Genomic DNA, 26,537 nt, shown 5'->3' on the forward strand with positions numbered 1-26,537 from the left:
GTGAAAAAGGACTTGGCCCATGACTGACACCCTGACGGAAACCCGGTCTGAAACCCTGCCCAGTATTGGGGCTGACAGGCAGACGGGCACCACAAGCGACGCCGGTCTTTTGCAAAACTTTCGCGATATTGTTGGCAAGTCCAACGTCTTGACCGGGGCCAAAAAGACCGAGCGTTTCCGCAAGGGGTTTCGGTCGGGGCAGGGGGACGCGCTGTGTGTGGTGCGACCCGGCACCTTGATAGAACAGTGGCGGGTTTTACAGGCCTGTGTGGCGGCAGACAAAATTGTCATCATGCAGGCGGCCAACACCGGCCTGACCGAAGGTTCGACCCCAAACGGCAGCTATGATCGGGGGGTCGTTCTGATCAACACGCGGCGGCTGGATGGGTTGCATTTGGTGCGTGATGGCCAGCAGGTACTGGCCTTGCCAGGGTCAACTTTATTTGATCTGGAAAAGCGGTTGGCCCCATTGGGCCGGCAACCGCATTCGGTGATCGGGTCAAGCTGTATCGGCGCGTCTGTGGTCGGCGGCGTGTGCAACAATTCCGGGGGATCGCTGATTGAACGAGGCCCGTCTTATACCGAATTGTCGCTTTTTGCGCAGATCACGGCAGACGGCGAGCTGCAGCTGGTGAACCATCTGGGCATTGCGCTTGGGGATGACCCCGAAACGATTTTACACAATGTGCAAATCGGGGCATTTACCGAGCACGATTTAGAGCCGACCAACAAAAAGGCCTCGGACACCGATTATGCCGAAAGGGTGCGCGATGTGGATGCCGAAACCCCGGCGCGCTTTAATGCGGACAGCCGTCGGCTTTATGAAAGTGCGGGCTGTGCTGGAAAACTTGCGGTGTTTGCGGTGCGTCTGGACACCTATCCCATCAACGAACAGGAACAGGTGTTTTATATCGGCACCAATGATCCCGACGATCTGACAGAGTTGCGCCGGCATATGCTGGCCAATTTCAAATCCTTGCCGGTCAGCGCTGAATACATGCAGCGCGAAATCTTTGATATCTCTGAAAAATACGGCAAAGACACGGTATTGATGATTGATCTGTTTGGCACAGATAAACTGCCCCTGTTCTTTTCCATCAAAGGCGCTGTTGATGCCCGGCTGAACAAGATCCCATTTCTGCGGGGGTTTACCGATAAATTCATGCAGACCATTGGCAAGCTGTGGCCGCGCATTCTCTCCAAGCGTCTGATGGACTATCGTGACAGGTACGAGCATCACCTGATTCTGAAAATGCGCGATGGTGGGATCAAAGAAGCGGACAATTTTTTATCCGCATTCTTTGCGGAACGGGCAGGTGATTTCTTTGTGGCGGAAAAACGCGAAGGGAAATTGGCTGGATTGAATCGGTTTGCGGCGGCGGGGGCCGCCATTCGCTATCAGCATATACACGCCAAAGAGGTCGAAGATATCTTGGCTTTGGATATTGCCCTGAAACGCAACGAGCGCGCCTGGCTGGAAGAACTGCCACCACGTATCGCCGATAAACTGGTGCACAAATTGTACTATGGCCATTTCATGTGCCACGTGTTGCATCAGGACTACATCGTTAAAAAAGGCGTCGACGTCAAAGCACTTAAAGCCGAGATGCTAGAGCTGCTGGATGCGCGCGGCGCTGAATATCCGGCAGAACACAATGTCGGTCATATCTATGAAGCCAAGCCTGATTTAAGCGCTTTTTACAAATCGGTGGACCCGACAAATTCGATGAACCCTGGCATCGGCAAGATGTCGAAAAAGAAGAATTACGCCTGACGCGTAGTCTGCTTTAACGCCACAGGGCTAGTCACACTTGGGTTTTGCCTGTGTCAGGCCCGGCAACAGATCCGGCAGCGCATCCAGATCTTGACCAAACCGCGGGGGTGGTCGGCGATAGGTGACTGGGGTTTTGGAAAACTTCAGCGGATTCCCAAGCAATTGCACCGACTTGGTCGTGGTGCCGTTGTGCGGCACACGCACCGTTGCGTCACGCGCTTGTGCTTGATCAGAGGCCAGCGCATCTGCCACCGAATGAATGGGGCCACAGGGCACTTTGACCTGTTGTAGCCTCGATAAAATGTCCTGCATTGGCCGCAGGATCAGTGTCTTTGCGATCTCGGCAGTCAGCGCTTGGCGATGGGTTATCCGACTGGAATTCGTGGCAAACCGGGCGTCACCTCCAAGATCAGCACGATCAAGCGCGACGCAAAACCGCTGGAATTGAGCATCATTGCCCACAGCGATGATGACGTGGCCGTCTTTGGCACCAAACACGTCATAGGGCACGATGTTGGGATGGGCGTTGCCGCGACGTTGGGGTGGCGAACCAGAGGTCAGAAAATTGGTGCCCTCGTTGATAAGCCAGGCCATTTGCGTGTCGACGAGCGCAAGATCAATGTGCTGTCCTTCGCCGGTTTGATCGCGGTGTCTTAGGGCTGCCAATACGCCAATGGTGGCGTACATGCCGCACATCACATCGGCAATTCCGACGCCAACTTTCATCGGCGGGCCATCAGCATCTCCGGTCAGGGACATGATGCCTCCATAGCCCTGTGCCATAAGATCATAGCCGGGCTGATCCCGATTGGGGCCGGTTTGTCCAAAGCCTGAAATGGAACAATACACCAACTCTGGGTGTTTGGCGCAAAGGGTCGTGTGATCCAGGCCATATTTGCGCAATCCATCCGGTTTGTAATTCTCGACCACCACATCTGCCTGGGCGGCAATTGCTGTGACAAGCGCTTGTCCCTCGGGGCTGGAGAGGTCAGCAGGGATGGAATATTTATTGCGGTTTGCTGCCATGTAATAGGCGCTTAGGTCGCTGTTTTGGTCCGGGGTTTCGGCATAGGGCGGCCCCCAGGCGCGGGTGTCATCGCCCCCGGTTTTTGGGTTTTCAATCTTGAGAACTGTGGCCCCCAGATCCCCAAGCATCTGCGTCGCCGTTGGCCCTGCCAGGATGCGCGTCAAATCCAATATGATCAAACCATCCAAAGCCCCTTTGGTTGGCTTGTTGGCGGTGGGTTCATCTGTCATTGGGGCGGCCATTCATTGGGGAACACTCCGGCGAACTTGGCGGTATTTTTCGGGGCCGTCAAAGCGTTTTAGGGTAACGCTTGGGCAAGCGCAGTCTGAATGACCCAGGCGCGATAGGCCCAAGTTCAGACTAAGGGACCAAACCGCTTTGGGATTTGGACCTCGCGACACCATTGAGTGGTGCGGCGCGCCAGAGAGACGATTTCGAATGCAAAGTCTTGTCGTCCCAGGACACAAAGTAGCTTGTGGGACTGATAGTCAAATTCGTGAAACCTGGTGAGTCTTGCAAGCCGCCGATCAAGGGCGAAATGACTGCATGTCGTACATTCAAGCGTTCCCACGTTTGGTTTTTCTAACCTTAGGTTGACGCTAATTTTGCAGGATTGTGTCGAAAAAAAACGGACAATCGTGTGTGCTAGAAGGTTTTTTCTCTCTTTGTTTTCAACGAAAAATAGCAATTTTCTGGGAAACACCTAAAAATTATGTTGACTAGTATACCAGTTTTCGTGTTGATTGATGCCATAAACGAGGGCGGAACAATCGCATTTGCTGGAAGGAAAACAGGCCATCCAAAATAGGGTGAGCGCTGAACTGGCAACGCAACCCGTGAAGTTTTGAATTCCTGAATCGGCCTCGGTGGGCCGGTGGAGAACAAGATCTGAATCTATTCTGGGAGGATAGAATGTTTAATTTTTCACTTAAATCGATGGCTGTGACGGCTGTATTGCTAAGCGGTGTTTCGATCGCGCAGGCAGACGTTACCCTGCGCGGTGCAAGCATGTTTGATGAAGAACATGCATTTACCAAAACTCTGCGCGAATTTGAACGACAAGTAGCGGCAAACTATTCCGGTGATGTCAGCTTTGATCTGCGTCTGAATGGTGAATTGGGTGTCGAATCTGACTATGTGACCTATCTCAACCAGGGCGTCGCAGTGGATTATACAATCCTTGCGCCCTCCAACATGGCGGTCTTCTCTGAATCTATTCCGCTGATGGATATGCCTTTTTTGTTCCGTGACCTTGATCACTGGAACGCTGTGCTGTCATCGGATGCGCTGAAGCCTCTCGAGGATGACCTGCGCGAAGCGGCTGGCATTGTGATTGTCGGTTACCACGGTGGCGGCGTGCGTAACCTTGCCTCTGCTGCACCGATAACAAACATGGATGAACTGGCTGGGCACCGCATGCGTGTCATGGGCGCTCCTATTCAAGCGCAAACGTTTTCAGCGGTTGGTGCGGCACCGTCTGCCATTGCTTATAACGAAGTGTACAACGCCATCCAAACAGGCGTCATCGCCGGTTTCGAAAACGAAGCGGCTTCGATCCAAAACCTGAAGTTTTACGAAGTTGCGCCGCATATCTCGCTGACCCAGCACACAATCACGGTGCGCCCAATCGTTATGTCGGCAAAGATCTTTGATGGACTTCCCGCAGACCTGCAGGCAGCTATCCTTGCTGCCGGAGCTGGCGCTGGTGCATTTGGACGTGCACTGGAAAGTGGCCAGGACGGTGAAAAACTGCAGGCGATGATCAAAGCGGGGCAGATCGAAGTGCACGACTTTGCCGGACGCGAGAAGATGCTTGAATTGGTTCAACCGGTTCAAGACGCGTATGCAAAAGAGCTCGGTGCGACCGAATTGCTCAATAACGTTCGCGGTATGTGATCTCACAGCTGGCGGGCGATGCCTGCACCGACCCGCCAGTTGCCACTGCTATAACGTGGTTCGCCACGTCAGACCGCGAAGCGAGGGAAACCATGCTTGGAAATTATCTTGATACATTCTGCAAGGGGCTTCGCATTCTGCTTGGCGTGATGATGGGGGCCTTGGCGATACCAGTCGCGATGCAAGTCGTCTCACGTTACACGCCCTTGATCCCCACCTATCTCTGGACCGAAGAGGTCGCAACATTCCTTTTTGTCTGGATTGTTATGATTGGCTCCATTGTTGCCGTATGGGATGGCACGCATTTTGATGTCCGCATTACCCCCGATGCAGTCCGGCCCTTACCAAAACTTCTTCAGGACAGCGTTGTGCATATCGGCATCATGATATTCGGCGCAATGTTCCTGATCTATGGCATCGAATACGCCGCGTTTGGGGGCAATCAACGCTCTGTCATGATGCGCGCCAATCTGATGATCACACATATATCTGTTCCGATTGCGGGCGGCTTCTGGCTTCTCTTCGCAGGCTACCGGCTGTTCCAAGCAATCGCGCAATATCTGACCCGAAAGAACGGCCAGTCATGATCCTTGATACCTCTACTGCAGCCACGATGCTGATCGCCGGATTTCTGATCCTGATATTCATTCGAATTCCAGTGGCCTTTGCCCTGGGCCTGTCAACTATTCCCGTCGTCTTACTTGAACTGCGTTTGACTCCTTTCATTGTGCTAGATCGCATGTTCCAATCGTATAACTCCTTCATTTTGCTTGCGGTTCCGTTTTTTCTTTTGGCCGCTAACCTGATGAATTCCGGTAAGGTAACGGACCGCCTGATTGAGCTGGCACGTGTCCTCACCGGGTGGATGCCTGGCGGGCTAGGGCATGTGAATGTCGCGGTTTCAATGCTGTTTGCGGGCATTTCCGGGTCATCTACCGCAGATGCTGCGGGTATCGGGAAAATCCTGATCCCAGCGATGCAAAAAGAAGGCTATGACACTCGCTTTGCCGTGGCGATAACCGCCTGTTCGTCGGTGATGGGCGTTATCATCCCACCCTCGATCTTGATGATCGTCTGGGGCGGCGTGATGCAGGTCTCTGTAGGGGCCCTGTTCTTGGGTGGCGCGGTGCCGGGTCTGATGATTGCCTTTGCCCTGATGGCAACCGTCTATGGCTTTGCGAAAGCCCGCAACTATCCCGTAACAGCAACCCCTAACTGGGGTGAATTCTGGGCCGCTTGGAAAGGGGCCGCTCTTGCCCTTTTGACACCGGTCTTTGTGATTGGCGGGATCGTTGGCGGCCTCGTCACGCCAACCGAAAGCGCCATCATTGCCGCAGGCTATGCGCTGATCCTTGGGATGTTTGTTTATAAGACAGTAACACCCAAAGACCTGGGTAACATCCTCTATGATACCGCTCGCTTTGCTGCCATTTCGTTGTTTGCAATTGGCACGGCGTCGGCCTTTGGGTGGTTGTTGTCCTTTTATAATGCTCCGCGCCTGATCGTTAGCGTTTTGACCGCATGGCAGTTCGGCCCGTTTGGGACGGCCCTGTTAATCGCTGCATTGTTTCTGGTGTTTGGCCTGTTTATCGACGCTATTCCGACAATTATTATTCTTGGCACCGTGCTTATGCCCGTGGCGCAGGCCGGTGGCGTGGACCCGATTGCATTTGCAATCATTGGCATTGTTTCGCTGGCCTTTGGATTGGTGACGCCGCCCTATGGGCTTTGCTTATTGATCTCCGCTGCGATTGGCGGGCTGAATGTCGTGCACGTGCTGCGCGAGGTTGTCCTGATCCTCGCCCCAATGCTGGTCATCCTGATACTGCTGGCAGCATTCCCCGAAATCATTCTGTGGCTTCCCAAGGCTCTTATGCCGGGAGCGTTTCGATAGTGGCGTCTTTTGATGCGCCGTAAGCGCTTAAACAAATCGCCAACATTTACCCATAACAACAGCGAAGCTGCTGTTTCGCAAAAGGAAACTACGACATGAAACTTGCAGGAAAAACCGCAATCATTACCGGAGGCGGCCGCGATATTGGTAGCGCAGTGGCGATCAAACTTGCATCCGAGGGGGCGAATGTTGCGATCAACTATTTTTCAAGCTCCAAGGGGGCAGATGAAACAGTTGGTGTGATCCAAGCGGCGGGCGGCAAGGCATTTGCCATGCAAGGCGATCTCAACAACAAGGCAGATGTTGACGCTCTGGTGTCAGCAGCAGTTCAATCCTTTGGTGGCGTCGACATTCTGGTGAACAACGCTGGCGGGTTGATTGCACGCAAAACCATTGCCGAAATGCCGCTTGAACATTGGGAGGCCGTGATGCGCCTGAACGTGACAAGCATGTTCCTGATGACCCAGGCTTGCCTTGCCAATATGACCTCTGGGACTATTGTTAACCTGGCCAGTCAGGCCGGACGCGATGGCGGTGGGCCAGGTGCGGTCGCCTATGCGACGGCGAAAGGGGCGGTGATTACAATGACACGAGGTCTTGCCAAAGAACTTGGCCCAGACATTCGCGTGAATGCTCTGTGTCCGGGCATGATCGATACCGATTTTCACAATGTGCACACGCCAGACGCGGGTCGACGCGGCTTTGAGGCCAACGCGCCGCTGAAACGTCAGGGTGTTGTAGAAGATGCGGCCAATCTGGTGCTGTTTCTCGCCAGTGACGACAGCGCTTTCATCACGGGCACCAACATCGATATCAATGGTGGTATGCTGTTCTCGTAAGCAAAGGGTCGCAAGCTGGCTGACTATCCGATTTGTCCAATCGGCTAGCACATCACGCGTCAGGCGCTGTCTGATCACCCCGGATCTTATGGTCGTGGCGTTCAGGCTTGGTGCGAAACTATTGCAGCATGCGCTGTCTTCGAATGTCGTGTCGCGAGGCCAAGTTGCCGAATGCAATGGCGCGTTTGTCCCAGTCATATTGGATAAGAAAGAAGCAATACTATGAAACAGACCTGGCGCTGGTTCGGCCCATCCGACGCGATAACGATCGCCGAGATCATGCAGACTGGCGCTTCGGGCATCGTATCCGCGTTGCATCAAGTTCCAACCGGGCATGCTTGGCCTGTGACCGATATAAAGACCCGTCAGAAGCAGATTGAACAACCTAACGGCAGGCCATCAGGTCTGACTTGGGATGTCGTTGAAAGCGTCCCAGTATCGGAGGTGATAAAATCGCAAACCGGCCCGGTGAAACAGCATCTGCGAGCCTATAAACAAAGTCTGCGCAATCTGGCTGAATGCGGCATTCACACCGTCTGCTACAACTTTATGCCGGTATTAGACTGGACGCGCACCGATCTCTGTTCGGCATTGCCAAATGGCGGGCATTCGATGCGGTTTGACCTTGTAGATTTCGTTGCGTTTGATTGCTTTATTCTCTGCAGGCAAGGCGCGCGACACGACTATTTGGCAGAGACGGTCGAGGCTGCTTGGGCTCGGTTCGAAGACCTTGCCGATGCAGGACGACAAGCGTTGTCAAACAACATTGTCGCCGGCTTACCAGGAGCAAACGACAAGTGGTCGCTTGAGGATGTTCAGCGATGCCTTGATGCCTATGCGCATATGACACCTGAAACGCTCCGCTCTCACCTGATTGATTTCCTGTCCGAAGTTGTGCCAACCGCTGAAGCTCTTGGTATCAGGCTGTGTTGTCATCCTGATGATCCCCCCTTTCCGCTGCTGGGCTTGCCACGCGTGATGTCGACACAAGACGACTATGCCAAGGTTTTGGACGCAGTGAAAAGCTCTGCGAACGGCGCGACGCTTTGCACGGGGTCATTGGGGGTGGTCGCCGATTTTGACCCAATATCGTTCATCACGCAGTTTGGCGACCGTATCCACTTTGCCCATCTTCGCAACACTGTCCGCCACGGCCCAAGCGACGGCCAGCGCCACAGCTTTTCAGAATCCGAACATTTGACCGGAGACACCGATATGGTCGCGACCATCCGTGCATTGTTGGCCGAAGAACAACGGCGCCGGGGTCAAGGACGCGCTGATCATGAAATTCCGATGCGCCCAGATCACGGCCATGCCCTATTGGCGGACCACAATCGGCCGGTTCAACCGGGTTACCCTCTGATCGGACGTATGCGCGGTTTGGCTGAGCTTCGTGGCGTGATGCATGCCTGTCGTTAACTGCTAGCTGGCGCATTTTTTTGTGGGAGGCGTAACGCTACGACCCAAGCGCTGGACCAAGCTTAGCCCAACCGCTTGCCTTAGTCAGGCAGTTTGAGGTCACTCTGTTACGAACAGTCAAATTGTTGGTGCCTAAGGTCAATCTCGGATGCGGTGCAAAACCAAGTCCAGGACGTACTCGAAGCCATCGCTGATATCGCGGAAGAAGCAGAAGACGAGATCCTCGATGGCTTCGTAGATACGTAAGAACATTGGCGAAGACTTCGCCCTCGTAGGTTTGCCTGTTGTGGTGACTGTTGTGTGCCATTGCGGTCCTCTATGTCCAAAGGGAAATTCGTATTATCTCTGCCAGACAAAGGGCTGCGAAAGCTATGGTCAGTCGATCCCTCGTGATCGCCTAGAAACTGCCTTTGCCGGCTTCATCAAAACGCTTGAGCCAAGTCCATCCTTGTTTTTGTTGGCCAAGTCCATGTTCAAGCAAGCTTGGGATATTCGACGACAAAAGGGATGGCGTTTGGATCATTCCCGGAAACCGAACCAAAACGGGAAATGAACATAGAAAACCGCTTGTGGACGAGGCGCGAAAGATTGTTTTAAATCAAGAAGCAAGTACAAGTAGCGGATATATTCCCATCTCCAACTGGTAAATTGATGTCGGATGCTGCGATGAGTAGGTTCATGGAGAGAGAGGGCTACAGCGAACGCCCGCATGGGTTTCGCGCCAGTTTTCGAACATGTGTTGAAGAAAAACAGATACGCCATTTGAAGTTAAAGAGGCCGCCCTTGGCCATATTGTGGACGGTGGGGTCGTACGTGCATATCAAAGGTCTGACCGCTTCGAAAAAAGGCGGGAGCTGCGTAATCTATGTGCTAGCTTTCTGTCTACGAAGCAAAGAAAAGAAACCGATTTCTCACTGTTCCTGACGAACGGCATGTTTCTCGATCTTTTTTCTGATCAATTCAAAATTAGCCTTTGTTTCGACAACATCGGTGTGACTTTCGTCATCAAACAGAAAAGCCAAGTTTCGATAATCGTGCCCTGCTAGAGTTCTACCAGCTCTTCAGTTGCAAAGTCGATCTCGAAGCCAAACTCGACGAATGGGAGTGGTTCTACAACTTCGCTAGACCGCACGGCGCACGCAACGGCCAGACCCCTTGTTACAACAAGGGTGTGCTGGTTCTACAGACGCTGGGCAACCATGAAATCCGCTATGATTATCACATCACCGGCGGCGTTCAGCGTGAGCGTCACAAGGTCGATAGTCGCGAGCTTGCGCTGGAAAATCAGTTCAACGCAGCCGGTGGCATAAGCAATCAAAAACTGCCCTATCAGCCCGGGACGCAAAACACCCAATGGGAGGCTTCTAGGAATATGATACATCGGGGCGGCTTTGGTATGCCAACCGCACGGGCGAGAGCAAGCTGATCAATGCGATCACTTGTGACCTGCGCGGTCAGCCGACGGAAATCCAATACGGGTCTGGGGCGAAGGACACCTTTGAATACGATACCCATCGCGGCTGGGTGGATCGCATCCGGTCTTATGTATCCGGGGCCTCCAGCCATTGCAGGATACGATCTACACAAGGTTCAATTCCGGGCGCGTTAAGCGTCAGAACACCACGGAAACGGCGAGTGATTATGACTACATCTACGACTATGCAGGGCGTCTGCTGACAGCCGCGAACGTCTCTGGCCAGAACACTAGCCGGACCTTCACTTACCGTCGTGGTGGCAGCATTGCCTCCAAGAGCAATGTCGGGACTTATGACTACACCACTTCTCGCCCCCGCCAGGCATCGAAGTCGATCAGCCTAAGCGGTGGTTGCACGGCCAGGCTGACCTATCCGCACGGCAACATCCGACTGGAAACCGGTGCGCTTAGCCAGATGCACAAGGATCAGCTTGGATCAATCCGAGCGGAAACTGGTGCCAACGGCAAGAAGGACGAGACCATTGCCTACCAGCCAATTTAGGTCTCGCGACTACGCCGAACGCTGGCGTTCATTGGCCGCCGTTTCTTAAAGGTAGAGTGCTTAGACGCATAAACGGTTTTACACTCACAGCGAATGTCTGCATCCTACTCGTCGCTGCCTATTGATGGACGTACTCGTGTTCATGTTCAAAAATCATCCAAACCGCGCGTGCGCGTAGCTCAGTTGAAAATCTGTTTGCTCTGTTACTTTTTTCATAGGCTCCATTGATACTTACTTTGGAGCCTCCGGCAAATTGGGAGCGGTTCAATCTTTAGGTTTCCCGGCTTTGCAGTCAGCGCAAATTGGCCATTGGCACGAAATCCATATCTGTGAAGTCCTGATTGTCTCCGGCCATTGACCAAATAAAGCTATACCGCCCCGTGCCCGCGCCACTGTGAATGGACCACCCGGGAGACAGCACCGCCTGTTCATTTGTAACCAGCAAGTGGCGTGTTTCGGTTGGCTCGCCCATGAAATGGAACATAGGTGTTTCTTCTGCCATATCGAAATAGAGGTAGACTTCTGAGCGGCGGTCGTGCGTGTGGCAGGGCATTGTGTTCCAGACGCTACCATCCACAATCGACGTGATTCCCATCACGAGTTGGCAACTATCGCAGACATCGGGATGAATATACTGACGCAAGGCGCGAACATTGGCATCCGACTGCGTGCCCAGTTCGAGCAAGTTGGCATCTCTTGGCGTAATCTTCTGCGCTTTGTAAGTATGATGTGCAGGCGTGCTTATGAAGTAATAGCGGGCCGGATTCGCCGCGTTGTCGCTTTCAAACGTCACATCTTTGATGCCCATTGGCAGGTATAGACAATCGAGCCCATTCAAGGCGAAGCTATCGCCGTCTGCCGTGATCGTCCCCGGCGCGCCGATATTGATAATGCCCATCTCGCGGCGATCCAGAAAATTTGGCGATCCGATTTGCTTATTCGATTTCAGCGGCAGCTCTGTCCCAACCGGGACAACACCGCCCACAACGGTACGGTCGAGGTGGCTATACGTCATCGTTACTTCGCCATCGCGGAAAACAGCCTCAATCAGATAGTTTTCACGCAATTTCTGGGTGTCGAACGTTTTGGTTTCTGCAGGGCTGCAGACTTGGCGAATATCAATGGTCATTGTAACTCCGAATTCTTGGTTTGGCGTGCTCGTTAGGGTTTTGCTGGACTAGAGGTTGACCAGATCGTTAAGGTCCGCGTCGTGGATGAAGAAGTCAGGATGCGCCTCGACGACATTCTTGATGTGGTGTTGCAGGCCATTGAGGTGGTCGTCCATTTTCTGACGCGCGACCTTGGGGGCGTTGTTTTCGATGGCAGTGACCACCTCTGTGTGCTCCCCCAGCGCCATATGCATGCGGCCGGGTTCTGGCAGTGTTAGGCGACGGAAACGATCAATCTGGAGCTTGACCTGTTGAACCATGGTCCACAGGCTTGGCAAGCGGCCAATCTCAGCTATCTTCTGGTGAAGGGCCTCATCAGATGCGTGGAAGCGTTCAAAATCGCCTAGATCAGCAAACTCGCGTTGCTGCTCCAATAGCACTTGCAGTTCAAGTTTCTGGCTGCGGGACGCGTTTTTTGCGGCCGCAGCGGTAGTCACACTCTCTAGCGCACGACGCGCGATAAGCGCTTCGGGCAAAACGGAAACCGGAATGCGCGCTACAAAAGTCCCGGATTTTGGCGCTACCTCGACCAGTTCGTCTCGAGCCAACCTCAAGATGGCCTCGCGGACAGGCGTGCGACTGACGCCGGATTGAGCTGCCAATTCGGTCTCCGAGATGGCGGTACCGGGAAGAAGCTCCATCGAGATGATGCTATCGCGCAGCTTTTGATACTCATCCTCTGCCAGCGTAGGCGCGGCTCTGGGGCGGAAGCGCGCCTGGCCGGTCGGAGCGGTGTTTTGCGCGCGTTTTCTTGAGTTCGGCAACTGATGTCTATCCATTTCTTTGGTCATTCGTTTCAGTTGCCCTGTGTAGGTTAGCCACAGCAGTTCGGCAAATGGCTTGCGTTTCTCTGTAACTTGTATATTAGATATACTAGATGCCGTCAACTCTCTTGGAGGAGACAGACAAAGGGTTGCGGCGGAACAGCCTATTTTTGGGCACTAAGGGAGAGAAATATGACGATTCGGAATTTTGCATCAATTGTAGCCGCTGGCTGCTTTGCACTGGCTGGCTCAACGGCCGCATTTGCACAAGAAACACTGAAATGGGCTCATGTTTATGAGACCGGTTCTGCATACCATCAGGTCGCTGAATGGGCTGCTGACGAAATTAAGGAACGCACCGAAGGGCGCGTGGAAATCAACGTTTTCCCGGCATCAACTTTGGGAAAAGAAGTTGAGATCAACGAAGGCCTTGGCCTTGGTGCAGTTGACATCATCTACACCGGACCAAGCTTTGTTGAGCGCTATTACGGTCCGATTGCGATTTCCGATTACCCGTTCATCATGCGCGGTTGGGATCACTGGCTGTCCTATCGTGGCAGCGACCTGTTTTCCGAACTGTCAGATGGGTATCACGACGCCACCGGCAACCAGGTAATGGGCCTCGTTTACTACGGTCAGCGTCACGTAACCTCAAACAAGCCGATCCTGAGCCCCGCTGATATGGAAGGCCTGAAAATTCGCGTTCCTAACTCACCTGTTATGTTGATGTTCCCGAACGCAGTTGGCGCAAACCCAACGCCGATGGCGTTTTCCGAAGTGTACCTTGCGCTTCAGCAAGGTGTTGTAGACGCGCAAGAGAACCCACTGCCAACAATCCAATTCAAGAAGTTCTACGAAGTGCAAACCAACATCAACTTGACGGGCCACATCCTGAACTCGTTGCTGGTGATTGCTTCTGACAGCGCTCTAGATCGTGTTGGCGATGATGCAGCCGTTGTGCGCGAAGTGCTTGATGCAGCCGCATTGAAAGCATCCGAAGAAATCAATCAGGCCGAACTTGATCTGGTCGCATGGTTCCGCGAACAGGGTATCACCGTGAACGAAGTCGACAAAGCGCCGTTCCAGGATGCGGTTAAGCCGATGCTTACAGGTGAGGATGTTCCCTACACCATGGAACACTTCCGCCGCTTGGGTGAACTCTAAAGCCACGTAGGGAGTTCGGTTATGCAGAAAAACCCAAAACCAATGGAAGGGCGCGCCGACAGTGCGCGCCCGGACATTATATTTAAAGATGAAGAAGTTGATGTTTCCGATTTTGGAGTGGCCGACCTTCCAGGGTTGATCGCGCTCTGGGTGCTGGCATTCATTGTCTTTCTTCAGTTCTTCACGCGGTATGTCCTGAACGACAGTCTGGCATGGACAGAGGAAATCGCGCGATACCTCTTGATCGTCGTCGCTTTCTTTGGCGCTGTTTCAGTCACTCGGAAAGGTACGCATATCTTCCTTGAGTTCTTCTATCGCTACCTCTCGGCGCGAGTAGGCAAATGGCTGGCTGTTACAATGGAAGCTCTTTCGCTGGCCTTTTACGGCTATCTTGCGTGGTTGGCGGTAGAGCTGGCGCAAAAGACTAGGACTAAAATGGCGTCGGTCGAAATACCGAAAAGCCTTCTTTACTGGTGCGTTGCGGCCGCTCTGATGGCGATGACCGCTTTCTCAATCTACTGGCTCTTGCGCAAAATCCGCCAGTCACCTGAAGCTGTTCTGCGTGAGCTAGAAGAGCGTTCACTTCACGACATATCAAACTGACAGGCGAGACATCAAAATGGCACTAATACTTTTATTCGCACTGTTATTTCTTTTGCTGATCGCCGGTGCGCCGGTGGCCGTGGCATTGGGCGTTGCGTCGCTGGTTTTCGTAATGTTGGACGGGTTGCCCAATGTTGTCGTGCTTCACAATATGGTCAATGGTATCAACTCTTTCCCGCTGATTGCTGTACCTTTCTTCATCATGGCTGGCCATTTGATGAATTCGGCCGGGATCACGACAAAAATATTTGCATTTGCGCGGGCGACAGTCGGCTGGATGTATGGTGGCTTGGGGCACGTTAATGTCGGTGCCAGCGTGATTTTTGCTGGAATGTCGGGCGCGGCTGTCGCCGATGCCGGAGGGCTTGGCAATATCGAAATCAAGGCGATGCGCGAAGCCGGTTACGACACTGACTTTTCGGTGGGTATCACTGCTGCATCGTCGACAATCGGCCCCATTATTCCACCTTCGTTGCCTTTGGTGGTTTATGGTGTGATCGCAGATACTTCCATCGGTCAGTTATTTGCAGCGGGTTTGATCCCGGGACTGCTCATGGCATTCGCGCTGATGATTATGGTCGCGATTTTTTCCAAAATCAGGAACTATCCCCGTGATGAACGTTTCTCACCGCGCCTGTTTTTATCAACATTCTGGCATGCCATCCTGCCACTTTTTACGCCACTGATTATCGTAGGCGGCATTCTGACAGGTATCTTCACACCGACCGAAGCTGCAATTGCTGCCGTGGCCTATTCAATGTTTCTGGGCGTGTTTGTCTACCGCACGCTGGACGCCAAACGCCTATTGCGCGTGTCGATGGATACAGTTGAAACGACAGCCTCGATCATGATGATCGTGGCGGCTTCGTCGATCTTTGCTTGGATCTTGACCGCAAATCAAGTCGCCCCGATGTTCGCAGAGTCGATGCTTGGGTTTACCGACAACCGGGTTGCGATTTTGTTGATCATAATGCTGATTGTTCTCGTAGTTGGCTGTTTCATGGAAACACTGGCAGCGATTACGATTTTGACGCCGGTTTTGTTGCCAGTGGCGATACAAATCGGTGTGGATCCTGTTCACTTCGGTATCATACTTATCCTGAACTTAATGATCGGGCTTCTGACACCACCTGTGGGCTTGGTATTGTATGTTTTGGCTAAAGTATCGGATGTGCCATTTGAACGCTGTGTCGTCGCAACGGCACCGTTCCTTGTGCCATTGGTGCTTGTCTTGTTGATGCTGACCTTTATCCCAGCGTTGTCGATGTGGCTGCCAGAGATGATCTACAAGTAGAAAACCAAACCCGTCGGCCCCAGACACTCAACAATTGGAAGACTCATGACTGTAGCGAACCTCTTTGATTTAAGCGGTAAGACCGCACTTGTTACCGGCTGTAAACGCGGCATTGGGCGTGGCATGGCAATAGCCTTGGCGCGGGCTGGCGCCGATGTCATTGGCGTTAGTGCGACGCTTGAAACAACTGGCAGCGCCGTTGAACAGGATGTTGCCGCACTTGGGCGTTCCTTTCGAGGATACGCCTGCGACTTTTCCAGTAAACAGGCCATTTTGGCGTTTGCTGAACAAGTCAAGCGGGATGTTGGACAGATTGATATCCTCGTCAACAATGCCGGCACCATCAAACGCGCACCCGCGGCTGAGCATGCCGATGACCTGTGGGATGAGGTGATCGAGGTCAATCTATCCTCTCAATTCAGACTGACCCGTGAAATAGGCAAGACAATGGTCAAGCAAGGTTCAGGTAAGATCATCTTCACAGCGTCTCTTCTAACATTTCAAGGCGGCATCAATGTGCCTGGCTATGCTGCATCCAAAGGCGGTATTGGCCAGCTAACCAAGGCTTTTGCCAATGAGTGGGCTGGGTTTGGCGTCAACGTGAATGCCATTGCACCGGGTTATATTGCTACGGATAACACCCAGGACTTGAGAAACGACCCCGATCGCAACGCAGCGATCCTCAGTCGTATACCAGCAGGCCGGTGGGGCAAGCCCGAGGACTTTGATGGGCCGGTGGTCTTTCTGGCATCTGATGCATCACAGTACGTCAATGGCACAGTTTTGACAGTGGACGGTGGTTGGATGGGGCGCTGAGCACAATGAGGAATTCATGTGTAGGCGAGGCGATGAGAGATCTGTCACCCGATAGTTCACCGGACACCGCCTTTCTTGGTGTCGCGGTGGACACGTTGAATTTTGCGATCTATCGGCAGCTTGACAGGTGCCGAATTTTTGATTTCTTCAATATTTCAATATAGCAGAAGGGTCGCAACGCGGCCCTTCTTTTTATATGTGGGTGGTCATCGGCTAAGAATTATCGAGCGACCCGTGTTGTGTCACAAATTCCGGAATGCGCCAACGACCCCATTTCCAATTTTCATTCGGCTACGTGCACCGTTTTCACACCGTTCTTCTCACGTATGCCGTCCTTCACAATAGCTTTGACGAGCGAAACGCACATCAATACCATCACAAGCGAAAAGGGCAACGCGCCGATGACCATGGCGGATTGGATTGCTCCGACACCTCCAGCGATCAAAAGTCCGCCGACGACCAGCGACAGGGCAACACCCCAGAAGATGATGTGTGGACGACCGGATGGCTTTTCTGCGCCGGCAGCATTGATCGTGTTCACGATCAGGATCGCGGAGTCAGCTGTTGTCACAAGATAGGTGAGCAGCAGAACAACAACGATCACAGCCATGATCCATGCAAGACCGTCATCCAACATAAAGTCGAGCATCGCAAACAACTGGTTCTGTTGGCCAGCACCGGAGATCGCATCGCCAGCCCCACCGTTCAGGGTCAGGTCGATCGCTGTACCGCCCACGATTGTGAACCAAACGAAACACATCAGGGATGGGATGATGATCGCACCCAGGATGTATTCGCGAAGCGAACGACCCCGAGAGATACGCGCAAGGAACACACCAACGAAGGGTGCAAACGCAATCCACCATGCCCAGTAGAAGACAGACCAAGCACCCTGCCAGCCCGTCAGGCGGCTGTCGGTACCCGCAGAGTAAGCTGCGGCGATGTCTTCTTCGGACAGGCCGGCTGCGGATGCTGGCAGACCTTCGGTGAAGGACGTAAGCGAACCCCAGGTGTTGGTTGCATCTGAATAGATGGATGCAATGTCTTCAGCGGGCAGAGCCTGCACAGAAGCGGGCAATGCGGCGTTGAAGGTATCCTCAGGTACAGTGCTCCAGACGGTGAACAGCAGCTGTGGCAGTTGAACGATATAGGCGATCAGACCCTCAAACAGGGCAGTCAGGCCAAAGAACGTCGAACCAAACAACAAGAAGAAGGCCAGCAAGAAGAAGCTGAGGCCCATGTTGATGTTGGACAGCCATTTGATGCCTTTGCCAACGCCAGACAATGCGGACACAGTAGACGCGCCCATGATGATCAAAAGCGCCGTGATAACACCAGCAGTCGATGACTTGCCTGTTTCAGCAACGATCAGCCAATCGCCAAAACCAATACGGTGTAGGCCGGAAACGAACTGCTCAACGCCAAAGCCCAGCGTCTGTGCCACACCCAGAATCGTTGCAACAACGGCCACAACGTCAACGATATGGCCAAGAATACCGGACATTTTCTCACCAAACAGCGGTGTCAGCGCCGAACGGATCGTCAGCGGCAGATTGCGCCGATACGAGAAATAGGCCAGCGCCAGGCCAACAATCGCGTAGCAAGCCCATGCAGAGAAGCCCCAGTGCAGGAACGACCAAAGGTAGGCGTTGTTGACGTTGTCAGCAGCCGAAGCTCCGGTTTCTCCCATGATTGTATTGGGGTTGATTCCGAAGTGATACATTGGCTCGGCTGTTGCAAAGGTCAGCATGCCGATGCCGATGCCAGCGCCGAACATCATCGAGAACCACGAGAAGTTGGAAAATTCTGGTTTGTCACCCTCAAGGCCAAGCTTCAGCCGGCCGGTACTGGGAACAAATGCCAGAACAACACAAATGATTAAGAATAGCGCAACGACATAAATGTACCAGCTTGAGAATGATCCAAGAAGAGAGCTGTTCAGATCACCAAGGATCTTCGCAGCGGTTTCGGGCACTGCGATGGCCCAAACAATTAAGGCGGCGATCAGTATTTTGGATGTAATCGCGACGTCTTTGCTGAAACCAGCATAGAAGCCGCGCTTTGCGGTTTGGATCGGTAGATCCATTAATGGGGGCTTAGTGGTCATGTTTCCTCCTAAAATGGTAGTAAATGCCAAACACGTCGGAGCTTTCCACGCGCGCGATTGCTGCGGGCTTTGTCTTGTCTGTCTGGCGTGAAGTGGTGGGCATTGGTCAAAGGTCTCCACTCTGCGACGCATGCCCACCAGATGGTTAGCTCGGCAAGTATTCCTTGCTCCAGGACTCACTTAGATTGCCTGTTTTTATCATCGCCTCGATGGCGGTTTCGACGTAGCCCAACTCGCGCAGGATCGCGCGGGTCGAGGTCCCGAATTTTTCTGCAGGCGTCACGGCTATTATTTTGGCACGCACCGATCGCACAGCGTAAGGGTCCAATTGGATGACTTCGTGTCCGCTTGGATGATCAGGATAGTTGGAAAACGAATAGCTGCCGTTCTCTGTTCCAGCCGACCCATCCGCTTCACGCAGATTCATCGCGCGCAAAGAATCGAGGTTTTCACAGATTACCGCGCCAATGTCGGCCGCTTGCAAACGCTCAACCCACTCGTCGGCTGGTTGGGTTTGGAACGCAGTTGACAAGAAGGCCGCGCGTTCTTCTTCTTCAAGATCAGGCAGGTCCTCTAGGCCTTCGACGTTGCGGAACAGTGACAGGTCATTCTCATAAGCGCTGAGCAGGATATGACGTGATGCAGTGCTGTAAAATCGCGTGAGCGCGTCATAGCCGCTTGCTTCTGGCCCTGACGGTTCATCATACAGTCCGCGGCCTTTGTAATCGAATGCAAACGGCACTTGCAGCAACCCACTGTTTGACGACAGGGAGGTGCGGCCGCGACCGATGCGCCCATGGCGGTGTTTCTGATACAGCGCCGCTGCAACGCTCAATGCGCCGCCAAATCCGCACATGACATCGATTGTGCCGACGTGCGCATGTTCCTCGGGGCGGTCCATCCCGCCGCCAAATCGCAACATGATGCCCGTGGTGGCCTGCACAAGATCGTCGTAGCCAATGTAATCGGTCCGCGCTCCGCGCCGCACGCCACTGAAACAATCCAGTTTGCAGAACAAGGCATCGGGATTGAGTTTGCGCAGGTTGTCGGGATCTAACCCCATTTTCCTGATCTGGTTGTCGGGCGCATTCCAGACAATCACATCAACGGACTTCACCAAATCTTCAAACACCCGCCGCCCGTGGCGCGATGTGATATCCGCAAGGATTGAGCGTTTGCCACGCATCTGCGACATGCCATAGATCACCGTGTTCCAGCTGTCATACATCGGATCAGCAGGCTCAAGCTTGATCACATCGGCGCCGAAGCGCGCCATATAGCTGGCCGAATGCGGTCCCGCGATCACATTGCACAGGTCCAAAATTTTCACGCCAGACAACCAAGACTCTTGGCTTTCGCCCTCTGATTCGTCTGGAATTTCGGTCCTGTGTTTCTTCAGAATTTTCAACGCTTCATCGAAATCGACCCAACGGCGTGGCTTTGGTTGTAGCGCTTCCTCGCCACTTTCTTCCATCCAGACAACGGGGCCGGGTTGGGTCATTTCACCGTAAACCGGGTCGTGCACGTCGATCATCAGGCCCGATGTTTCCGCGTATTCGTCATGCATCCATTCTTGCAACCAGCGTTGCGGCGCGCCAGGAATAAGGCCGCGCCCAAACATCTTTTTCCATTCATGCGAGGTGCGGGTCATGAAGACCTCTTTCATCCGTGCAGAAATTTTGTCGGCCCAGTTCTTGGGCATAGGGTACACACCAAGCGAGGTTTTACTCTCCCACTCGGACCATGGCTTGTAGGTGTCTTCCTCTGATGTCAGGCCTTCTTCAACCAGTTCATCATAAATGCCGAGCACCTCGAGGCAGCGCCGGGCGTGGTTCTTGTGACTTGGACACACAACGTAGAACCCACGCCCGTCCTTGCACATGTAGCTGCGAAAAAACGGATCCATCAGTTCTTGGAGGTCTTCGTAACCGACATTCATCGGCAGGCCCTCGACGCGGCGGCGTTCGATTTCCACCTCGCGCTGCGTCAGGTAACGCTCCGGCATTCCGCCAACGTGAAGCGAGTTGTAGCACAACCCTTCCATCACGGCGGCAGCCAAGGGCACCTCGATCTGGTCTCCAAGGCCCGTAACCTGTCGCGATTGAAGCGCCAGAACCGTGGCCGATGCTGCAATCTGGGATGCATAGGCAGACGCGAGCGGAAGCGGAGAGAACGATGGGTTCAGTCCCATAAGAACACGATTCAGTCCCATGTCGGTGAACACTCCTGAACTGGCCGAGACGATGCTTTCGTAAGCACGAAGCTCGCGGCGCGACGGGTCATTCGAAGCAAAGCCCGGCAGCGAAATCGTGATTAGTTCCGGGCGCTCTTCGCGCATTTCTGCGAAATCAATCCCCAGCTTTGCCATTTTGCCCGGGCGGAAATTCTCAACAATAATGTCAGCCTCGGCGCACAGCGTGCGAGCCTGCTCCAGCCCTTGTTGCGTCTTCAGATCAAGGTTCACGATGACCTTATTTCGGTTCAGTGTCGCATTCGCTGGGCTATCCCACATAGGGCCATTCGGAGGGTCGATATGAACGATCGTGGCCCCCAGATCCCCAAGCAACATTGCAACAGCGGGCCCTGCGATATACTGGCCAAAATCGACGACTTTTACACCTGTCAGCGGCAAGTTGGAAAAAGAATTACGCATGTGATCTCCTGTTAGGCATCAAATTTTCAGAGATATCGGGTTACTGACCGGACAGAATCCAGCGAGCAGCCTTTTCGGCGACCATGATCGTCGGTGAATTGGTGTTTCCGCTGGTGATCTCAGGCATGACGGAGGCATCCACTACTCGTAGGCCCGAGACACCCTTCAGGCGCAGATGGGGGTCCAGTACAGCGGTTTCATCGTCCTCGCGGCCCATTTTGATGGTGCCAACTGGGTGGAAAATCGTGCTGGCAATATCACCAGCAAGCCGCGCCAGTTCTTCGTCGCTTTGATACTGGGTGCCGGGTTTGTATTCTTCTGGTTCGTAAGGTTGCAACGCCGATTGCGCCATGATCTCGCGCACTTGGCGCAGGCTGTCGGCGGCAACCTTTCGGTCATCTTCAGTGTCCAAGTAATTCGGTGTGATTTTGGGTGGGACACGAAAATCGGAAGAAGAAATGCGAACATGCCCGCGACTGGTCGGATTCAGGTTGCAAACGCTCACCGTCATTGCGGGAAAATCGTGCAAGTCATCGCCAAAAGCCTCAAGGCTTAGGGGTTGCACGTGGTATTCAAGGTTGGCATAGCTACGGCTCGGGTCCGAGCGCGTGAAGGCGCCCAGCTGGCTTGGGGACATGCTCATCGGGCCGGACCGCTTAAACAAATACTCCAGACCGATTTTGGCTTTGCCAACGATCGAATTTGCGAGCGTGTTCATTGTTTCTGCACCCTTCACCTTGAAGACAGAACGGATTTGAAGGTGATCCTGAAGGTTTTCACCAACATAGGGCTGATCCATGACCACATCGATGCCATGCTCTTTGAGTAGTGTCGCGGGCCCGATACCGGAGAGCTGCAGGATTTGCGGTGAGTTCACCGCCCCCGCCGAAAGAACAATTTCCTTGCCGGCCTTCACATCTACTGGCTTGCCCTCATGGTGGACCTTGGCACCAACACAGCGCAGCGCGCCATCGGCGCATTTCTCGAACGTCAGCCTTTCAACGTGCGCTTCGGTCCAGATCGTCAGGTTGTCCCGCTTTTTCGCGGGGCGCAGGAATGCCTTGGACGTATTCCAACGCCAACCAGACCGCTGGTTCACATCGAAATACCCGACACCAGCGTTGTCGCCTTTGTTGAAATCATCAGTCTTCCGAATGCCTGTCTGCTCGGCTGCATCCGAAAAGCTGTCCAACACGTCCCACCGAAGGCGTTGTTTTTCGATACGCCATTCACCACCATGTCCGTGCATATCCGAAAACCGGCTGTTGTCACCGGTGACTGGGTCCGCAGCGTCATCAAGTTTGTAATGGTCTTCATGAGACTTGAAATCAGACAGAGAGTTTTCCCAGTTCCACGCCTTTTCGCCTGTTAGTTTCGCCCAGTTGTCATAATCACGTGCTTGACCTCGCATGTAGATCATGCCGTTGATAGAAGAGCATCCACCCAAGGTTTTGCCGCGGGGATACAGCAGGCTGCGCCCGTTGAGGCCTTTACACGCTTCTGTTTTATACATCCAATCGGCACGCGGGTTACCGATACAATAAAGGTATCCAACAGGGATATGAATCCAAGGATAGGTGTCTGGCTTTCCCGCTTCCAACAAGAGGACCTTGTTGGCAGGGTCGGTGCTCAGACGATTGGCCATCAAGCAACCGGCGGAACCACCACCAATCACGATAAAATCGAACCCGTTCAAACATTCAGACATGCCTCATCCACCCATCAGTCGCTTCGTTTTAAATTGTGTACCTGGAAGAGAAATGAACGATCGGAGCTACGCAGGCTCTGAAAATTGGCCGCTCAACGCCCGAACTGCGGTCCGCGTTCCCTCCCAGGACGCCGATTTTCGATTTTGTGGGCGATGAAGTCGAAAAAACCTAATGACAAATCAAAAAATACGATATTAGTGATTTTAATATGGATCGTTTTTCAAACATTAACAGTATATTGGCTTTTGTGACTGTGGCCCGTGAAGGCAGTGTTTCGCGCGCGGCCGAAGTACTGAACCTAACGCAGCCTGCCATTAGCCATCAGCTCAAGCGATTGAACGAGGAAACAGGAATCGCCTTGTTCAATCGCACTCCAACAGGGCTGCAAATCAGCCTCGACGGTGCCGCAGTTCTTGCGAAGGCAGAGCATATACTTGAGGCGATGAATGATTTTCATCGCAGCGCTCGCCAAAGATCTGGCCGGATCGCTGGCAAGCTCAGGATCGGAACGATTGTGGACCCGGAATTCATCCGGCTTGGTCGGATGTTGGCACGTCTGCGAATAGAAAACCCCGAAATTGAAACCGAACTAAGCCACGGCGTCAGCGGAGATGTCATGGCACGGTTGAAGCGCGGTCAGATTGATGCGGGTTTCTATTTGTGCGGGCCTGACGACCTTGCCCCGATGGGATTGGACACTGATGATCCAATTCATGCGATCAAGCTTGCCGATTTCACCTATCGCGTAATCGGGCCGGTCGGATGGCAAAGGAAAATTGAAAATGCTGATTGGGCCGCGCTTGCGAAACTGCCTTGGATCGGCACGCCCGAACGGTCTGTCCACTATCGCTTGCTATCCAAAATTTACACCAATCCGGCGGACCGCCAAGGGGTTGTTTCGCGTGTCGATCAAGAAGCGTCGATGCTTGAAATGGTGCGCTCAGGCATCGGTCTAAGCCTTTGCCGGGATTCTATAGCGCTTCACCAAAAGCAATCATTTGGCCTTGCCGTATGCAATTCGGTCTCCGTTCCAGCTTGCCTTTGCTTCATTACCCTTGACCGTCGAAAAGAAAGCCCGATACTATCAGAGGTATTCAAGCTGTTACGGAGTTCTTGGTGACGCAAGGACTGCGGTTTTAAGCAGGGCAAACTGGTGTGCCTTGGGCACAGTTTGCTAAGCGCTATCAAGATCGCTGATTTATGGGGCTAGTTCAAAACAACAGCCAGCAGGTCCAACCTAAAAGACTACAAATCTACTCCGTCCTGAATCATACTTTTACGGGCGTCATATGAAGAGTTAGTGCTCCCACGACTTGCTTCTCTACAAATCGTTTCGGCATTGCAGAACTCGGATTCCGAATCCAACCTTTGTCATATTCCGAGCGTGCAACATGAGTTGTTGCGCGCCCGCAGCGAATGTCCACTTCGCTAATTGGGTGTCTGGGTCACGCTTCTATTTGCAATCTGGTTTGGGGCTCGAAATGGCCCCGCTGCATGCATGTGTCGGACTGGACGTAGAGAGCTACGCTTTCCGGCGCGCTAAAATTGCCCAGCAGACATTTTCGGCTTCGTCCACGAGTCTCGTCCGGATTGGACGTGAGGTGCCCTTAGATTTGTAGAGGCTTTTCTGCCGCTTGCTGCAACTGCGTCTATGACTGCTTTCGCTCATTTGATCAAAAACGGTCGTTTTTGGTCCGCCCACCCAGCCCTTCGCATCTACTGACCTTTTCGAGGCTCAAAAACCCGGTGCAAAATCTTTTTGTGTCTTGAACCGTTTTAGAAACCATCAGAACATGATTATTGGATATGCACGTGTCTCGACCAAGGACCAACACCTCGACGCTCAGATAGCCGCTTTGAAAGACGCTGGTGCTGAGCGCATTTTTGCGGACAAGATCAGCGGATCCAAATAGCCACGACCGGAACTCTATTGCATGTTAGACCAGCTTCGAAGTGGCGATGTGGTTCTGGTGTCAAAGTATGATCGCCTTGCGCGTTCACTGGTCGAACTCCTAGACATCGTCGCTCAGATTGAAACCAACAAGGCTGGGTTCAGATCACTAGCAGAAGACATCGACACGACCACTCCAGCTGGACGGCTGATTTTCCACGTTTTCGCATCCATTGCACAATTCGAGCGTGAGCGCATTCGGCAACGAACTATGGAAGGCCTGCAAGCTGCTCGCGCAAAAGGGCGCATCGGTGGCAGGCCCTGTGCCCTGTCTGAAGATCAGAAAACCGAAGGACGGTCGCGCGATAAAAGACATCGCCGCCTCGCTCAAAGTCAGCCCGGCTACGGTGAAACGAGTGTAGCAAAACACCTTAGAAGTTATGAAACTGAATTGCCGGGCGACTTTTGGGGTCGCATTGAAGCCAGCTCCCTTTAGCCCCACAAGGCATAGGTGATGGAGTATCTTTCAACAGGCACTGAATTTCACCGCCCTAAAGATCACTCAGGAGAAACTATCGCCATGTGGTGTTTAACGCGTCAAATGCGGCTATGATATTAGGCTCTGCCTTTCGGGAGGCAAGGGTGATGAAGCGCAAAGAGGTTTCAATTTTGACCCGGTCAGAAATGGCGAGCCCACGAGATTGCATTTCCTCCAAAGCGATCGATTCCCGACACAGACTAAGTCCAATACCGGATCGAACCATGGCCAGCATCGAAGGTTCTTGATCCACTAAGCAGACGGGATCAGGCTTGCCGGCGTGGGCGGCATAAACCCCCGCCAACAATCGATTATGCACAGATTGTACCGGTGTACCAATCCACGGCATCGTGGCGAGATCTGGCCAATCCTTACCAGAAATCCGCTTTCCCCAACCTGCAGGCGCGATGACTCGATACGTAAATTTGGTCAACTCGCGCTGATAGAAGTACGTTTCCCCCTGGCTCGCGCTTTCGGGTTCGTACTGCTCCAACCCACCCAGAAAAAAACCCACATCCACCTCTCCATCGATCAAACGATTGATGACATCGCCACTGATACCGTGGACAAGCTTTGTTTGCAGGTCGGGGTGGCAATCGACTAGGGCCGCCAGAAATGCCCCGAGTCGGATGAAATCCGGGTCCACAATAGTTCCAAGTGACAAGGTGCCCCTGACATTACCGTTGATTCGACGTGCTGTCTGTCCGAATTCAGCGATGGCTGCCTGAATTTTTTCAGCTTTGGCGACAAGGGTCTCTCCATCCCTTGTCAATTCCATGCCCTTGGAGGTGCGTCGAAACAGATCTACGCCGATTTCTTGCCTCAAACGTTTTAGTTGAAGGCTGACTGCAGGTTGGGTGAGGTGTAATTTCTTTGCCGCGCGCGAAATGTTGCCCTCTTGGGCAACTGCCACAAAGGAGTTGAGGATACGGATATCAGAAACGGGCTTCATATAAATTACACTTATATCATTTGAGTAGATTAGTCATTGGATTTTTGGAAGC

Annotated in this window: 19 protein-coding genes and 2 pseudogenes; 14 read left to right on the top strand and 7 right to left on the bottom strand. The window is 53.2% G+C overall.

Translation table 11 applies throughout. From position 1 onward, the window contains the following. Positions 1-19: 19 nt before the first annotated feature. Positions 20-1,774 carry a D-lactate dehydrogenase gene (dld, locus tag ABXG94_RS15500; RefSeq protein WP_353535717.1) on the top strand — a complete coding sequence of 585 codons (1,755 nt, stop codon included), beginning with the start codon at positions 20-22 and terminating at the stop codon, positions 1,772-1,774. A 27-nt stretch (positions 1,775-1,801) separates the two neighbouring features. On the opposite strand, the gene ABXG94_RS15505 is transcribed toward dld, so the two are convergent. Continuing rightward, entirely contained in the window at positions 1,802-3,031 is a 1,230-nt protein-coding gene (locus ABXG94_RS15505) for a CaiB/BaiF CoA transferase family protein (protein ID WP_353535719.1), read from the bottom strand. 682 nt (positions 3,032-3,713) lie between these two features. Here ABXG94_RS15505 and ABXG94_RS15510 point away from each other — a divergent pair. From ABXG94_RS15510 to ABXG94_RS15540, 7 genes and pseudogenes are all read left to right on the top strand, one after another. Then, complete coding sequence (locus tag ABXG94_RS15510) at positions 3,714-4,697, top strand: TRAP transporter substrate-binding protein (protein ID WP_353535721.1); 984 nt, start codon at positions 3,714-3,716, stop codon at positions 4,695-4,697. 92 nt (positions 4,698-4,789) lie between these two features. Beyond that, positions 4,790-5,284 (top strand): TRAP transporter small permease, encoded by a 495-nt coding sequence (locus ABXG94_RS15515; RefSeq protein WP_353535722.1) that lies wholly within the window; start codon positions 4,790-4,792, stop codon positions 5,282-5,284. Beyond that, on the top strand, positions 5,281-6,591 hold the full coding sequence (locus ABXG94_RS15520; RefSeq protein WP_353535724.1) for a TRAP transporter large permease: 1,311 nt from the start codon (positions 5,281-5,283) through the stop codon (positions 6,589-6,591). The genes ABXG94_RS15515 and ABXG94_RS15520 overlap by 4 nt, the downstream gene beginning before the upstream one ends. Positions 6,592-6,686: 95 nt before the next feature. Continuing rightward, positions 6,687-7,430 carry an SDR family NAD(P)-dependent oxidoreductase gene (locus ABXG94_RS15525; RefSeq protein ID WP_353535726.1) on the top strand — a complete coding sequence of 248 codons (744 nt, stop codon included), beginning with the start codon at positions 6,687-6,689 and terminating at the stop codon, positions 7,428-7,430. A 222-nt stretch (positions 7,431-7,652) separates the two neighbouring features. Then, positions 7,653-8,849 carry a mannonate dehydratase gene (uxuA, locus tag ABXG94_RS15530; protein WP_353535727.1) on the top strand — a complete coding sequence of 399 codons (1,197 nt, stop codon included), beginning with the start codon at positions 7,653-7,655 and terminating at the stop codon, positions 8,847-8,849. Positions 8,850-9,894: 1,045 nt separating this feature from the next. Then, positions 9,895-10,005: pseudogene (locus tag ABXG94_RS15535) on the top strand (IS481 family transposase); the annotation flags it as partial. Between the two features lie 409 nt (positions 10,006-10,414). After that, positions 10,415-10,825: a hypothetical protein gene (locus ABXG94_RS15540; protein WP_353535729.1), complete on the top strand. Its 411-nt coding sequence runs from the start codon at positions 10,415-10,417 to the stop codon at positions 10,823-10,825. Positions 10,826-11,117: 292 nt separating this feature from the next. On the opposite strand, the gene kduI is transcribed toward ABXG94_RS15540, so the two are convergent. Then, positions 11,118-11,954, bottom strand: a complete 837-nt coding sequence (gene kduI, locus ABXG94_RS15545; protein WP_353535731.1) for a 5-dehydro-4-deoxy-D-glucuronate isomerase — start codon at positions 11,952-11,954, stop codon at positions 11,118-11,120. A gap of 48 nt (positions 11,955-12,002) precedes the next feature. Then, positions 12,003-12,785 (bottom strand): GntR family transcriptional regulator, encoded by a 783-nt coding sequence (locus ABXG94_RS15550; protein ID WP_353535733.1) that lies wholly within the window; start codon positions 12,783-12,785, stop codon positions 12,003-12,005. A gap of 165 nt (positions 12,786-12,950) precedes the next feature. Between ABXG94_RS15550 and ABXG94_RS15555 the strand changes: the two genes are divergently transcribed. The 4 genes from ABXG94_RS15555 to ABXG94_RS15570 are packed head-to-tail and all read left to right on the top strand — an operon-like array spanning position 12,951 to position 16,635. Further along, a complete protein-coding gene (locus ABXG94_RS15555; RefSeq protein ID WP_353535735.1) occupies positions 12,951-13,922 on the top strand; it encodes a sialic acid TRAP transporter substrate-binding protein SiaP in 972 nt (323 codons plus the stop codon). 21 nt (positions 13,923-13,943) lie between these two features. After that, complete coding sequence (locus ABXG94_RS15560; protein ID WP_353535737.1) at positions 13,944-14,525, top strand: TRAP transporter small permease; 582 nt, start codon at positions 13,944-13,946, stop codon at positions 14,523-14,525. A gap of 16 nt (positions 14,526-14,541) precedes the next feature. Continuing rightward, positions 14,542-15,819: a TRAP transporter large permease gene (locus tag ABXG94_RS15565; protein ID WP_353535738.1), complete on the top strand. Its 1,278-nt coding sequence runs from the start codon at positions 14,542-14,544 to the stop codon at positions 15,817-15,819. A 45-nt stretch (positions 15,820-15,864) separates the two neighbouring features. Beyond that, positions 15,865-16,635 (top strand): SDR family oxidoreductase, encoded by a 771-nt coding sequence (locus ABXG94_RS15570; RefSeq protein WP_353535740.1) that lies wholly within the window; start codon positions 15,865-15,867, stop codon positions 16,633-16,635. A gap of 283 nt (positions 16,636-16,918) precedes the next feature. Here ABXG94_RS15570 and ABXG94_RS15575 read toward each other — a convergent pair whose 3' ends face one another. The 3 genes from ABXG94_RS15575 to ABXG94_RS15585 form a co-directional block, all read right to left on the bottom strand. After that, a complete protein-coding gene (locus ABXG94_RS15575) occupies positions 16,919-18,742 on the bottom strand; it encodes a BCCT family transporter (RefSeq protein ID WP_353535741.1) in 1,824 nt (607 codons plus the stop codon). Between the two features lie 145 nt (positions 18,743-18,887). After that, positions 18,888-21,395, bottom strand: a complete 2,508-nt coding sequence (locus ABXG94_RS15580) for a CoA transferase (protein ID WP_353535742.1) — start codon at positions 21,393-21,395, stop codon at positions 18,888-18,890. 40 nt (positions 21,396-21,435) lie between these two features. Then, positions 21,436-23,103 (bottom strand): GMC family oxidoreductase, encoded by a 1,668-nt coding sequence (locus ABXG94_RS15585; RefSeq protein WP_353535743.1) that lies wholly within the window; start codon positions 23,101-23,103, stop codon positions 21,436-21,438. A gap of 209 nt (positions 23,104-23,312) precedes the next feature. Between ABXG94_RS15585 and ABXG94_RS15590 the strand changes: the two genes are divergently transcribed. Next, complete coding sequence (locus ABXG94_RS15590; protein WP_353535744.1) at positions 23,313-24,224, top strand: LysR family transcriptional regulator; 912 nt, start codon at positions 23,313-23,315, stop codon at positions 24,222-24,224. Between the two features lie 673 nt (positions 24,225-24,897). Continuing rightward, positions 24,898-25,491: pseudogene (locus ABXG94_RS15595) on the top strand (recombinase family protein). Between the two features lie 76 nt (positions 25,492-25,567). Here the strand turns inward: ABXG94_RS15595 and ABXG94_RS15600 are convergent. Then, positions 25,568-26,485: a LysR family transcriptional regulator gene (locus ABXG94_RS15600; protein ID WP_353535746.1), complete on the bottom strand. Its 918-nt coding sequence runs from the start codon at positions 26,483-26,485 to the stop codon at positions 25,568-25,570. Positions 26,486-26,537: the final 52 nt, after the last annotated feature.

It is taken from the genome of Cognatishimia sp. WU-CL00825 (genome assembly GCF_040364665.1).
GTDB lineage: Bacteria > Pseudomonadota > Alphaproteobacteria > Rhodobacterales > Rhodobacteraceae > Cognatishimia.

What these genes read in the sequence shown, in the direction of transcription:
- dld (WP_353535717.1), top strand. Translation starts at nt 20, where the DNA reads ATGACTGACACCCTGACGGAAACCCGGTCTGAAACCCTGCCCAGTATT.
- ABXG94_RS15505 (WP_353535719.1), bottom strand. Translation starts at nt 3,031, where the DNA reads ATGACAGATGAACCCACCGCCAACAAGCCAACCAAAGGGGCTTTGGAT.
- ABXG94_RS15510 (WP_353535721.1), top strand. Translation starts at nt 3,714, where the DNA reads ATGTTTAATTTTTCACTTAAATCGATGGCTGTGACGGCTGTATTGCTA.
- ABXG94_RS15515 (WP_353535722.1), top strand. Translation starts at nt 4,790, where the DNA reads ATGCTTGGAAATTATCTTGATACATTCTGCAAGGGGCTTCGCATTCTG.
- ABXG94_RS15520 (WP_353535724.1), top strand. Translation starts at nt 5,281, where the DNA reads ATGATCCTTGATACCTCTACTGCAGCCACGATGCTGATCGCCGGATTT.
- ABXG94_RS15525 (WP_353535726.1), top strand. Translation starts at nt 6,687, where the DNA reads ATGAAACTTGCAGGAAAAACCGCAATCATTACCGGAGGCGGCCGCGAT.
- uxuA (WP_353535727.1), top strand. Translation starts at nt 7,653, where the DNA reads ATGAAACAGACCTGGCGCTGGTTCGGCCCATCCGACGCGATAACGATC.
- kduI (WP_353535731.1), bottom strand. Translation starts at nt 11,954, where the DNA reads ATGACCATTGATATTCGCCAAGTCTGCAGCCCTGCAGAAACCAAAACG.
- ABXG94_RS15550 (WP_353535733.1), bottom strand. Translation starts at nt 12,785, where the DNA reads ATGACCAAAGAAATGGATAGACATCAGTTGCCGAACTCAAGAAAACGC.
- ABXG94_RS15555 (WP_353535735.1), top strand. Translation starts at nt 12,951, where the DNA reads ATGACGATTCGGAATTTTGCATCAATTGTAGCCGCTGGCTGCTTTGCA.
- ABXG94_RS15560 (WP_353535737.1), top strand. Translation starts at nt 13,944, where the DNA reads ATGCAGAAAAACCCAAAACCAATGGAAGGGCGCGCCGACAGTGCGCGC.
- ABXG94_RS15565 (WP_353535738.1), top strand. Translation starts at nt 14,542, where the DNA reads ATGGCACTAATACTTTTATTCGCACTGTTATTTCTTTTGCTGATCGCC.
- ABXG94_RS15570 (WP_353535740.1), top strand. Translation starts at nt 15,865, where the DNA reads ATGACTGTAGCGAACCTCTTTGATTTAAGCGGTAAGACCGCACTTGTT.
- ABXG94_RS15575 (WP_353535741.1), bottom strand. Translation starts at nt 18,742, where the DNA reads ATGACCACTAAGCCCCCATTAATGGATCTACCGATCCAAACCGCAAAG.
- ABXG94_RS15580 (WP_353535742.1), bottom strand. Translation starts at nt 21,395, where the DNA reads ATGCGTAATTCTTTTTCCAACTTGCCGCTGACAGGTGTAAAAGTCGTC.
- ABXG94_RS15585 (WP_353535743.1), bottom strand. Translation starts at nt 23,103, where the DNA reads ATGTCTGAATGTTTGAACGGGTTCGATTTTATCGTGATTGGTGGTGGT.
- ABXG94_RS15590 (WP_353535744.1), top strand. Translation starts at nt 23,313, where the DNA reads ATGGATCGTTTTTCAAACATTAACAGTATATTGGCTTTTGTGACTGTG.
- ABXG94_RS15600 (WP_353535746.1), bottom strand. Translation starts at nt 26,485, where the DNA reads ATGAAGCCCGTTTCTGATATCCGTATCCTCAACTCCTTTGTGGCAGTT.